This window comes from Priestia sp. HNGD-A6 (assembly GCF_045784335.1).
Lineage (GTDB): Bacteria > Bacillota > Bacilli > Bacillales > Bacillaceae_H > Priestia > Priestia zanthoxyli.
On the sequence record NZ_CP138621.1, the window covers coordinates 2,869,279 to 2,882,146 of the forward strand.

At 40.5% G+C, this 12,868-nt stretch carries 9 protein-coding genes; 7 read left to right on the top strand and 2 right to left on the bottom strand.

The features are described from left to right. Nucleotides 1-13: 13 nt before the first annotated feature. Both uvsE and cls read right to left on the bottom strand, forming a co-directional pair. On the bottom strand, nt 14-967 hold the full coding sequence (uvsE, locus tag SCI76_RS14560; protein WP_034263994.1) for a UV DNA damage repair endonuclease UvsE: 954 nt from the start codon (nt 965-967) through the stop codon (nt 14-16). Between the two features lie 24 nt (nt 968-991). Beyond that, on the bottom strand, nt 992-2,185 hold the full coding sequence (gene cls / locus SCI76_RS14565) for a cardiolipin synthase (protein ID WP_051137078.1): 1,194 nt from the start codon (nt 2,183-2,185) through the stop codon (nt 992-994). 198 nt (nt 2,186-2,383) lie between these two features. Here cls and SCI76_RS14570 point away from each other — a divergent pair, with 198 nt between their 5' ends. The 7 genes from SCI76_RS14570 to icmF all read left to right on the top strand — a co-directional run bounded on the left by SCI76_RS14570 (nt 2,384) and on the right by icmF (nt 12,829). Beyond that, nucleotides 2,384-4,495, top strand: coding sequence for a (Fe-S)-binding protein (locus SCI76_RS14570; protein WP_328179823.1), 2,112 nt, complete (start codon nt 2,384-2,386; stop codon nt 4,493-4,495). Nucleotides 4,496-4,599: 104 nt separating this feature from the next. Continuing rightward, on the top strand, nt 4,600-5,763 hold the full coding sequence (locus SCI76_RS14575; protein WP_028411968.1) for an acetyl-CoA C-acetyltransferase: 1,164 nt from the start codon (nt 4,600-4,602) through the stop codon (nt 5,761-5,763). 15 nt (nt 5,764-5,778) lie between these two features. After that, nucleotides 5,779-6,633, top strand: coding sequence for a 3-hydroxybutyryl-CoA dehydrogenase (locus SCI76_RS14580; RefSeq protein ID WP_033580390.1), 855 nt, complete (start codon nt 5,779-5,781; stop codon nt 6,631-6,633). A gap of 12 nt (nt 6,634-6,645) precedes the next feature. Continuing rightward, a complete protein-coding gene (locus tag SCI76_RS14585; RefSeq protein WP_028411970.1) occupies nt 6,646-7,773 on the top strand; it encodes an acyl-CoA dehydrogenase in 1,128 nt (375 codons plus the stop codon). An 11-nt stretch (nt 7,774-7,784) separates the two neighbouring features. Continuing rightward, complete coding sequence (locus SCI76_RS14590) at nt 7,785-8,918, top strand: acyl-CoA dehydrogenase (protein WP_013059833.1); 1,134 nt, start codon at nt 7,785-7,787, stop codon at nt 8,916-8,918. A 27-nt stretch (nt 8,919-8,945) separates the two neighbouring features. After that, entirely contained in the window at nt 8,946-9,590 is a 645-nt protein-coding gene (locus SCI76_RS14595; RefSeq protein WP_014457745.1) for a TetR/AcrR family transcriptional regulator, read from the top strand. After that, nucleotides 9,587-12,829 carry a fused isobutyryl-CoA mutase/GTPase IcmF gene (gene icmF, locus SCI76_RS14600; protein ID WP_034263990.1) on the top strand — a complete coding sequence of 1,081 codons (3,243 nt, stop codon included), beginning with the start codon at nt 9,587-9,589 and terminating at the stop codon, nt 12,827-12,829. The genes SCI76_RS14595 and icmF overlap by 4 nt, the downstream gene beginning before the upstream one ends. The last annotated feature ends 39 nt before the right edge of the window (nt 12,830-12,868 follow it).

Here is a 12,868-nt window from a genome sequence, read left to right on the forward strand (position 1 = left end):
GCTCTTTTTTTATTTAAAAAACAAGCGTGGCGCCTCCCGTACGCTTTACTCCTCTCATTGATGCTAAATCTTCCACTAATTTTAGCAGCGCTTTATCTTTTAACTTTGCTTCAATCATTACGTCAAAATCTTGTCCCATATCTTTAGCTATTTGCAAAAAAGGTGCGATGAAATCAGTTGAGACATAATCAGAGTGACTTCTAAATTCTTTTTCAGATTTAGGAGAAGAGATATGTACTTTTGGTTTTAATCCGATATGTTTCCACGTGTCAAAGATACGAGGGAGCAATAGGTCAAGAGGTTCTTCTCCTTCATTTGCTTTATGGTGGTGATAATCAAAGAGGAGAGGGACTTTCTCTTTTTCGCATACGGCTAATGTTTCTTCAGTTGTGTATGTTTTATCATCGTTTTCAAGAGTCATGCGCTTTTTAATGGCAGGCGGCAGCGTTTGAATGTTTTCATGAAATCGACCAATCGCTTTTTCTTTATTGCCATAAGCTCCTCCTACATGAATATTAATAAGAGCTTGATCAGCTACTCCCATCGCTTCAAGCATTCTATAGTGATAATCCATATCTTTTACCGCATTTTCTGTAATGTGTTTTTTGTCGCTTGTAAATAATGTGAACTGATTGGGGTGAAAACTCACGCGCAGCTGATGATTCCGAATCAATTCTCCTATCTCTGACCAGTCTTCTTGGAACGCATCAATGTAATTCCAAGCTACTTCAGGATGAGTAGCTAAAGGGACAAGAGAAGATGACAATCGATACAGCATAATTTCGTGGGCAATATTAAAATGCAAAGCGCGCTTAGTATGATTCAAATTTTGTTTTGTGACGTGATGAAGCTTATCCAGCCTCTCATCTTTTTTCATTTTTCCCCATCTAGTAAACGTGAGGGTTTTAGCAGGTGAGCAGTCCCAAAGCGACAGGGCATGTGATACATAGCCAAATCTAATTTTCATGATAAATCTTCCTCTTTTCGTTCATTAAAGTAATGGAGAAATAAAGGTTGCAAATCCTTGCTTTAGTTTTTCACTCCATTTTCGGTTTTTGACATCTTCTAAAGACAAAATTGGGCATTCCCCCATACAAGCTTTAAAGCTGTTCTTTACTTCTTCAATATACGTTGCATCATAGATTAAACAGTTGATTTCAGCATTTAAGAACAAGCTTCTTTTATCAAAATTAGCCGTTCCTACATCGCAGATAACATTGTCTGCAATTAATACTTTGGCATGGTAAAAACCGTAATAATATTGATAAATCATACAACCTGCTTGAAGTAATGTGGGAAGATAAGCAAACGCAGCATGATGAACAAGCGGTTGATCTGCACGCATTGGAATTAAAATATGAACTTTTACTCCCCGTGCACGAGCTTGGAGTAAAGCATTCATCAAAGGTTCACTTGGAATAAAATAAGGAGTACCTATGTACAATTCCCTATTGGCTTGGTTGATAATCGATAAAAAGCTTTCTTCAAGTGAAAAACCTTCAGTCGACTTTAGCTGAATAACATAGTCTCCTTCAGAGGTTGGTGGAAAGTATCTTTCCACTTTACGTAGGTCTAAGCCGGTAGCAGCATACCAGTCGCTCAATAGTTGCATTTGAAGGTCTTGTATACCTTCCCCTTCCATACGCAGGTGGTAATCTTTCCACACCCCAAGCTTGGCGTCGAGTCCTAAATATTCTCTTCCAATATTAAAACCGCCAATGTAGCCAACTTTCCCATCAATAACGGCCATTTTACGGTGATTGCGTGCGTTGAGTGTATAAAACAAATAAGGCCACCGTAGCGTTCGACTGTAAGCAAAATGAACACCTTGTTTCTTTAAGAATGCAATTTTGTTTTTCTTGATTTTATAGCTTCCTACACGGTCTACCAATAATCTGACTTCAACATTTTGCTGTGCTTTTTGGACTAGTAAATCTAAAAATTCTTGGCTAATTTCATCATTTTGTACAATGTAAAACGATAAATGGATAAATGAAGAGGCATTTTCTATTTCGTGAAATAAATCTTTATACAAGACATTCCCGTCTGCGAACAAAAAGAGAGAAGCACGGCGTTTTGGAAAAGTATTTTCAGCCTGGGAAAATACTTTCTTTCCAACACCAAGGTCAATTGCAAGCCAAGCAATAAAAATAATAAAAAGTAAAATCACAATCATGCCGCTCATCATGTCACCTCTTTTCCCGATGTAAATACATTTTATGTTGTTCTTAGTGTCACCTTGTTTAAATAGAATATGAACAAAAGAACGAAAAGATATTGACTGAATGCTCATTCATTATATACAATGAAAACAGATATATTATCAGAAAATTTAGTCGTCAGGAGGAAAGAAAGGTAACAAATTATTCAAGGAGGGGACGAGATGACAGGGTTGCTGTGGGTGAATTTTCTCTTTTTTATTATTGTAACCGCTTACGCTATCTCTTTGTTTGTATATTTAATTCGCACACGCATTGAGTACATTCAATTAGGAAAAAAAGTTGAATTTGATCAGCGGTTAAAAGAAAGGCTGCAAAAAATTTGGGTGAATGTGTTTGGACAAAAGAAACTGTTAAAAGATAAAAAAAGTGGAATTATGCACGTCATGTTTTTTTATGGGTTTATTTTAGTTCAGTTCGGCGCGTTAGACTTCATTATAAAAGGTTTGCTTCCAGGTAAACATTTGCCGCTTGGACCTTTATATCCCGGCTTTACATTTTTCCAAGAAATTGTGACGTTTTTGATTTTAGTAGCAGTTGTCTGGGCTTTTCACCGTCGCTATGTAGAAAAGCTTGTGCGTTTAAAAAGAGGATTTAAATCTGGTTTAGTACTGATTTTTATTGGAGCACTTATGCTGTCAGTGCTTGTTGGAAACGGCATGTCAATCATCTGGCATAATCATGAACCAGCATGGACAGAACCGATTGCGTCATCTATTACCATCTTGTTTAAGGGAATCAATGATACTGCCGCTATCTCCATTTTTTATGTTTCATGGTGGATTCACTTAGCCGTGTTATTGACGTTTTTAGTATATGTTCCTCAATCAAAACATGCTCATTTACTGGCTGGACCGGCTAACGTATTTTTTAACCGTGTTTCTAAGCCAGGTAAGCTTGAAAAGATTGATTTTGAAGATGAGACGCAGGAGACGTTTGGGGTTGGTAAGATTGAAGAATTCACGCAGCATCAGCTCATTGATTTATATGCCTGTGTAGAATGCGGTCGATGTACGAATATGTGTCCGGCAACGGGTACGGGGAAAATTTTGTCTCCAATGGATTTAATTTTGAAGATGCGCGATCACTTAACAGAAAAAGGAGCGGTTGTGACATCTAAGGCTCCTTGGGTTCCTACGTATGCATTCTCTAAAACAAAAGGAAATCAGCTGGCGATGATGGCGGCCAGCCAAGGCGGAGCAGAAGCCGCAGCAACAGCGGAATATAATCCCGCCCTAATTGGAGATGTCATTACGGAAGAAGAAATTTGGGCATGTACAACGTGCCGAAACTGTGAAGATCAATGTCCCGTAATGAACGAGCATGTAGATAAGATCATAGATTTACGACGTTTTTTAGTATTAACCGAAGGAAAGATGGACACGGATGCTCAGCGTGCCATGACGAATATTGAGCGTCAAGGAAACCCTTGGGGATTAAACCGAAAAGAGCGTGAAGAATGGCGACATGTAAGAGAAGATGTTCACATTCCGACTGTTAAAGAAGTAAGTAAAGCGGGTGAAACGTTTGAGTATTTGTTCTGGGTAGGTTCGATGGGATCTTATGATAACCGCAGTCAAAAAATCGCTCTATCGTTTGCTAAGCTTCTCAATGAAGCTGGTGTTTCATTTGCGATTTTAGGAAATAAAGAAAAAAATTCTGGTGATACGCCCCGCAGGTTGGGCAATGAATTTTTATTCCAAGAGTTAGCTTCTAAAAATATCGCTGAATTTGAAAAAAATGAAATCAAAAAAATTGTTACGATTGATCCACATGCTTACAATATCTTCAAAAATGAATATCCAGATTTCGGTTTTGAAGGAGAAGTGTATCATCACACAGAATTATTAGCTATGTTGGTGAAAGAAGGTAAGCTGACACCAAAACATGCGGTTAATGAAAAAATTACCTTCCATGATTCTTGTTATTTAGGAAGATATAACGAAGTATACAGTCCACCAAGAGAAATTTTGAAAGCGATTCCAGGTGTTAGTTTGATTGAAATGGATCGCAACCGTGAAAATGGTATGTGCTGTGGAGCAGGAGGAGGGTTAATGTGGACGGAAGAAACGACCGGCCAGCGAATTAACGTAGCGCGCACGGAACAAGCCTTAGCCGTTAATCCAAGCATTATCAGTTCAGGTTGTCCGTACTGCTTAACGATGCTAAGTGACGGAACAAAAGCAAAAGAAGTAGAAGAAAAGGTTCATACGTATGACGTAGCAGAACTGCTTGAAAAGTCAATTTATGGTGACGTGCAAGAACAGGTTTCATAAAGGAGAAGTAGAGATGGTATTCATCTCTACTTTTTAAAGAAAGGAAATTGAGCAAGCGTTCAATCGGCAAGGACAAAGAGTAGGAAAAAGGGGAGGAAACAATAGTGGGGAAAACAGTTATTGTGAGTGCAGTTCGAACACCTTTTGGAAAATTAGGTGGCAGCGTAAGCGGACTAAAAGCGGCAGAACTAGGGGGGAGAGCGATTCAAGCAGCATCAAAGGGACGTACAGAAATTGATTCCGTTATTATGGGGTGCGTGCTGCAAGGGGGCCAAGGACAGCTACCTTCTAGGCAAGCCATGCATTATGCAGGTTTACCGTGGCAAGTAGAGACGGAAACCATTAATAAAGTTTGTGCATCGGGTATGCGCAGTATTACAACTGCTGATCAGCTGATTCGATTAGGAGAAGCAAAAACAATCATTGCAGGTGGAATGGAATCGATGAGTAACGCGCCGTATCTTCTTCCAAAAGCAAGATGGGGATTCCGGATGGGAGATAGCGTGGTGACGGATTTGATGGTTCATGACGGTTTGACATGCAGCTTTACAGGGGTGCAAATGGGTACGTATGGAAATCAAATAGCTTCTGAAATGAATATTTCCCGAGAAAAGCAGGATGAATGGGCGCTTCGCAGTCATCAATTAGCGGTAGAGTCAGAAGAAAAAGGGAGATGGGATGCAGAAAGAATTTCAGTTGATATTCCGTCTAAAAAAGGAACGATAACGGTTCAAAAAGATGAAGGACCAAGAAAAGATACGTCGTTAGAAAAACTCTCGTCTCTTCGGCCTGTATTTGGCCACAGTGGAACCATTACAGCAGGAAATGCACCTAGCGTGAATGACGGAGCAGCTGCGCTCATGCTAATGGATGAAGATGTGGCGAAAGCAAATGGCTATGAGCCGTTGGCTACGATTATAAACCATACTTCTCTTGCGATGGAGCCAAGGGAATTTCCAAAAACGCCTGGGTTTGCTATTAACAAGCTACTGCAAAAAACAAAGAAGACAGTAGATGATATTGCGCTGTTTGAAATCAATGAAGCTTTTTCAGCAGTAGCATTAATGAGTATGGAGATTGCAGGGCTTCCTGCTGAAAGAGTAAATGTGAACGGCGGGGCAGTGGCACTTGGACATCCGATTGGAGCAAGCGGCGCCCGTATTGTTGTAACGCTCATTCATGAATTAAGACGACGAGGCGGCGGACTAGGCATTGCGTCTATTTGCAGCGGCGGCGGCCAAGGTGATGCCATCATGGTAGAAGTGTAAAAGGGGGAGATCAACTTGAATATTGAAACAGTTATGGTTATTGGAGCAGGTCAGATGGGAGCAGGCATTGCGCAAGTATTTGCTGCGAGCGGATATCAAGTTTCTTTGTATGACGTTGATCAAAAAAATACACAAAAAGGAATAGAAGGTATTGATAAACGTCTGAAAAAACAGGTGGAAAAAGGTTCTCTCTCAGCTAAGGAATATGAAGGGATTATGGAGCGCCTTCACTTGGCAAATGAAATAACAGCAGCACAAAAAGCAGATTTAATCGTCGAAGCGGTTGTGGAAAAGATGGAAGTCAAGCAAGCCATTTTTGCGGAGTTGGATTCGTTAGCCCCGAGTCATACTATTTTAGCAACCAACACGTCTTCGCTTCCTATTACTGAAATTGCAGCTGTGACCACTCGACCTGAAAAAGTAATTGGCATGCACTTTATGAATCCTGTTCCCGTGATGAAGCTCGTTGAAATTATTAGAGGGCTGGCTACTGCTGATGAAGTGTATCAAGCAGTCTATGAAACAACAAAAAAATTAAATAAAACCCCGGTGGAAGTTCATGATTTTCCAGGGTTTGTTTCAAATCGAATTTTAATGCCAATGATTAACGAAGCTGTGTTTACGCTCTATGAAGGTGTAGCAAACGAAGAGGATATTGATCAAGTGATGAAACTAGGAATGAACCATCCAATGGGACCTTTGACATTAGCAGATTTCATCGGCCTCGATACATGTTTGTTTATTATGGAAACGCTCCATAAAGGGTTTGGTGATGACAAATATCGTCCTTGTCCATTGCTTAGGAAATATGTAAAGGCAGGATGGCTTGGTCGAAAAACAGGAAAAGGATTTTTTACGTACGAAACATAAAGGAGTGGCAAAATGATCTTTTTTACGTCTGAACAACACATGATTAAAAAGATGGTAGCTGATTTTAGTGAAAAAGAAGTCGCTGCGGCTGTGCCAAACATGGAAAAGGGTGAATTTCCTCGAGGTTTATTAAAGCAGATGGCTGATCTTGGCCTGATGGGCATTCCCGTTCCTCAAACATACGGAGGAGGTGGACTGGACTTTGTGTCATACATGATTGCCATCCACGAAATATCAAAAGTAAGTCCAGCCCTCGGCGTCATTTTGTCTGTTCATACTTCTGTAGGTACGAATCCTATTGTCGTATTTGGGACGGAAGATCAAAAACAAAAGTATGTAAAAAAACTTGCGACAGGTGAATATTTAGGTGCTTTTTGCCTAACAGAACCTAGTGCAGGGTCTGATGCCGCAAGCCTAAAAACAAAAGCAGAACGAAAAGGAGACCACTATCTTTTAAATGGGTCAAAGCTTTTCATTACAAACGGGGGAGAAGCGGATACATATATTGTATTTGCTAAAACGAATCCCGAACGCGGGTCGAGAGGGATGAGCGCCTTTATCGTTGAAAAGACGATGGAGGGATTTTCAGTAGGAAAAGATGAACATAAGATGGGTCTTCACGGTTCTCGAACGGTTCAACTGCACTTTGAAAATATGCAGGTGCCTGTAGAAAATCGTCTCGGAGAAGAAGGTGAAGGATTTCGAATTGCTATGGCTAATTTAAATGCTGGAAGAATTGGTATTGCTGCTCAGGCGGTAGGAATTGCTGAAGGTGCGTTAACAGCAGCCAAAAACTATGCAAATGAACGATATCAATTTGGAAAGCCGATTTTATCTCAGCAGGGAATTGCCTTTAAGCTGGCTGATATGGAAACGGCTGTTGAATCAGCGAAGCTTTTAATGTACAGAGCCGCTTTTTTATATGATCAAAAACTTCCTTGCAAAAAAGAAGCCTCAATGGCGAAATTGTTTGCTTCCCAGACGGCTATGAATGTAGCAATCGATGCGATTCAAGTTTTGGGAGGCTATGGTTATATGAAAGATTATCCAGTAGAGAGGTATTTTCGTGACGCCAAAGTGTGCGAAATCTACGAAGGTACAAGCGAAATTCAGCGCATTGTCATTAGCAGTCAACTATAGGGGGAATAATCATGTTTTTTAAACTTTCAGAAGAGCACGAAATGATTCGAAAAATGGTGCGAGACTTTGCCAAAAACGAAGTGGCTCCGACAGCTGCACAACGAGATGAAGAAGAGCGTTTTGACAGAGGAATCTTTACACAAATGGCTGATCTAGGATTAACAGGTATTCCATGGCCAGAGCAATACGGAGGAATCGGCAGTGACTATCTAGCTTATTGCATTGCCGTTGAAGAACTATCTAGAGTATGTGCATCAACAGGCGTTACGTTGTCGGCTCATACTTCTCTTGCCGGCTGGCCAATCTATACATTCGGAACAGAAGAACAAAAACAAAAATACCTGAAACCTATGGCAACGGGTGAGAAAATAGGTGCTTATGGGTTAACGGAACCGAGTGCTGGATCAGACGCAGGAGGAATGAGAACGCTCGCTGTAAAGGACGGAGAAGATTATATTTTAAATGGTTCTAAAATCTTTATTACAAACGGCGGCGAAGCGGATATTTACGTCGTATTTGCTCGCATCGATCCTAATGAAAAACGCACGAGCGCTTTTATTATTGAAAAAGATATGCCGGGATTTTCAGTTGGTAAAAAAGAAAAGAAACTGGGCATTCGCTCTTCACCTACCACAGAAATTATTTTCGAGGATTGCCGTGTTCCAAAAGAAAATTTGCTAGGAAATGAAGGAGAAGGATTTAAAGTTGCCATGATGACGCTAGATGGCGGCCGAAATGGTATTGCAGCGCAGGCGGTAGGAATTGCTCAAGGAGCGTTAGATGCGGCGGTGGCTTATGCAAAGGAACGTCAGCAATTTGGAAAGCCCATTATTTCTCAGCAAGGAATTGCGTTTAAGTTAGCCGACATGGCCACGAGTATAGAAGCTGCCAGACTGTTAACCTATCAAGCTGCTTGGCTCGAGTCTCAAGGGCTGCCATACGGCAAAGAATCAGCCATGTCAAAATTATATGCTGGGGATACAGCAATGAAAGTAACGACAGAAGCTGTTCAAGTATTTGGAGGGTACGGTTATACAAAAGATTATCCAGTAGAACGTTTTATGAGAGATGCAAAAATCACGCAAATTTATGAGGGTACACAAGAAATTCAGCGTCTCGTCATTTCTAGGTATCTTGCTAAATAAAACACTTGTTGTAGGAGAGGTGAAAAAATGAAAAAGAGAGAAGTTCTCACATCCATTAAAGATGAAAAGCTGATTGTAGAGCGTCGTAATCAAATGATTAAAGGGGCCGTCACGCTATTTAAGGAAAAAGGTTTTCACCGAACAACAACAAGGGAAATTGCCAAAGCCGCTGGGTTCAGTATCGGTACACTTTACGAATATATTCAATCTAAAGAAGATGTTTTATATCTTGTATGTGACAACATTTACGACGAAGTGAGAGAGCGATTAGAAGAGATGGTAGTGGATCGTTATACAATCGCTGAGCTTCAACAAGCGATTCAACACTATTTTAAAGTTGTAGATGAGCTTCAAGATGAAGTATTAGTCATGTACCAAGAAGCGAAATCGCTGTCTAAAGATGCGCTTCCATATGTATTAAAAAAAGAGCTGGATATGGTTGAAATGTTTAAGGTTATTATCGAAGGCTGCGTAGAAAACAATCAATTTGCACTTACGGATAAAGAAATTTCGCTGTTTGCTCATCATTTATTTGTTCAAGGTCAGATGTGGGCATTTCGCAGATGGTGGCTGCAAAAGCATTATTCACTAGAAGAATATACAAATATGCAGTTGGATTTTTTACTTAAAAATTTTTCATTTCAACAACTGTGTGAGGGGGAGACAGTTTGAATACAAGCAAAAGACCGCTTCGTTTTTTAACCGCTTCTAGCCTGTTTGACGGCCACGACGCGTCTATTAATATTATGAGACGGATTCTTCAAGCCAAGGGGGTAGAAGTCATTCATCTGGGGCATAACCGATCTGTCGAAGAAGTTGTTAACGCTTCCATACAAGAGGATGTTCAGGGGATCGCCATTTCTTCTTACCAAGGCGGCCATGTAGAATATTTTAAGTATATGTACGATTTACTCCAAGAACAACAGGCTTCTCATATTAAAATTTATGGCGGCGGCGGCGGGGTAATTATTCCGAGTGAGATTCAAGAGCTTCATGATTACGGCATCTCTAAAATCTTTTCTCCGGAAGATGGACGAAAAATGGGGTTAGAAGGCATGATTCAATTCATGATCGATGATTGTTATTACACAAATCCCCCTGCACTGCCGAATGATCGAACCTTAACGCCGGCTAATGACCGTTTAATTGCCCAGCTTATTACATGTGCTGAAAATGAAGCCTATGAATACACAAAAGAGCATGCAGCCGCTCTTGAAGAAATACGAGAAAGTGTAATCGACAGCGAGACAGATCAAAAAATACCGGTTATTGGAATCACAGGAACAGGAGGAGCGGGGAAAAGTTCGCTTACGGATGAATTAGTAAGAAGGTTTATTGAACATATTCCAGATATTCATGTAGCTGTTTTATCCGTTGATCCAACTAAACAAAAGACCGGAGGAGCGCTTCTTGGGGATCGAATTCGCATGAACATCGCAGCGTCTCCTCGTGTGTATATGAGAAGTTTGGCCACGCGTTCATCTGGACATGAGCTATCGGCGGCCATTCGAGATGGAATTGCCGTCGTGAAAAAAGCGGGCTTCGACATTATCATTGTCGAAACAAGCGGCATCGGGCAAGCTGATGCTCAAGTTAAAGATATTGCAAACGTCTCTCTTTATGTCATGACAAGCGAATTTGGCGCGCCGTCGCAGTTAGAAAAGATTGAAATGATTGATTACGCAGACTTTATTGTCATCAATAAATTTGAAAAAAAAGGTTCCGAAGACGCAAAAAAACAAGTGCAGCGTCAATATCAGCGCAATCATCAGCTGTTTGAAAATAGTCTCTCTACGATGCCAATTTACGGAACAATCGCGAGTCAGTTCAACGACGGGGGAACAAATATTTTATTTGAAGATCTTGTAAATCATCTGCATCAAACATACCGTACGTCTTGGCACGTAGAAAAATCATCAGAGCGCGTAAGTGAAAAGAAATATACCATCATTCCTAATGATCAACAGCAATATTTACAGGAGATTGTAAACAGCGTTCGCTCTTATCACCGCAATACGGACGTTCAAGCGCAAACAGCGCGTAAATTTTATCAGCTAGAGGGTGCTCTCGAAGAAGTGGAAACAGAAACAGCCAAGCAAGAGCTCACTCAGCTAAAGGAGAAATATCAAAAACAGCTAACGGCCGAATCGATTGAAAAGCTGGAAAACTGGCCTAAATTAAAAAGTCAGTATCGGCAAGAAGAACTTATTACAAAGGTAAGAAATAAAGAAATTAAAACGTCTTTGCAAGTTGATACGCTATCAGGACTGCGTATTCCGCGCGTGGCCCTTCCAAAGGTTGATGAATACGGGGAAGTTCTTCGTTTTCTTTATAAAGAAAACGTGCCAGGTGCATTTCCATACACAGCAGGTGTTTTTCCGTTCAAACGAAAAGGTGAAGATCCTAAGCGTCAATTCGCAGGTGAAGGAACACCAGAACGAACCAATCGCCGCTTTCACTATTTGTCAAAAGATGATGAGGCCAAGCGTTTAAGTACAGCGTTTGATTCTGTAACGCTTTATGGAGAAAATCCGGATCCAAGGCCGGATATTTTCGGGAAAATTGGCGAAAGCGGCGTAAATGTCTGTACGCTTGATGATATGAAACTTTTGTATAAGGGATTTGATCTTTGCCATCCTTCGACTTCCGTTTCGATGACGATTAATGGGCCGGCTCCGATATTATTAGCTATGTTTATGAATACAGCTATCAGCCAGCAGGTAGAAAAGAAAGAAGAAGAATTAAAGCGTCCTTTAACGGAACAGGAATACGAGGAAGTAAAATCGGGTACGTTGAAACAAGTAAGAGGAACCGTTCAAGCGGATATTTTAAAAGAAGATCAAGGCCAAAATACGTGTATTTTTTCCACAGAATTTGCGTTAAAAATGATGGGAGATATTCAGCAGTACTTTATTGACGAGAAAGTGCGCAACTATTATTCTGTGTCTATTTCAGGCTATCATATTGCTGAAGCAGGGGCGAATCCAATTTCTCAGCTCGCGTTTACATTAGCCAACGGTTTTACGTACGTGGAATATTACTTAAGCCGAGGGATGCATATTGATGATTTTGCTCCTAATTTATCGTTTTTCTTTAGTAATGGACTTGACCCTGAATACACGGTTATTGGACGTGTGGCAAGAAGAATATGGGCAATTGTGATGCGTGATAAATACGGCGCAAATGAACGCAGTCAAAAGCTTAAGTATCATATTCAAACATCCGGCCGATCGCTTCATGCACAGGAAATTAATTTTAATGATATACGTACGACGCTGCAAGCCTTAATGGCTCTTCATGACAACTGCAACTCTCTTCATACCAATGCGTATGATGAAGCAATTACAACACCGACAGAGGAATCTGTACGTAGAGCGATGGCCATTCAACTAATCATTACAAAAGAGCATGGACTCACTAAGAATGAAAATCCATTACAGGGCTCTTTTATTATTGATGAACTAACAGACTTGGTAGAAGAAGCGGTATTGGCTGAATTTCAACGCTTAAATGATCGAGGCGGCGTTTTAGGTGCGATGGAAATGCAGTATCAGCGAGGTAAGATTCAAGATGAATCGATGGAATACGAGATGCAAAAACATACGGGAGCTTTACCTATTATAGGAGTAAATACGTATATTAATCCAAATGAAGAGGAAAGTTCCTCAGTTGATGACATGCAGTTAGCCCGCGCATCAAAAGAAGAAAAAAATCATCAAATTAATCAGCTTCAGAAGTTTCAACAGCAGCATGAAGAAAAAAGAGAAGACGCGCTGAAAAGGTTAAAGAAAGCTGCAACAGAAGGAGAGAACATTTTCAAAGAGTTAATGGAGACTGTTAAAGTAGCCAGCTTAGGAGAAATTACGCGAGCTTTATATGAATGCGGTGGGCAATATCGTCGAAATATGTAATAATGTATCGTTAGTATATAGTGATATATTAAAAGCCGC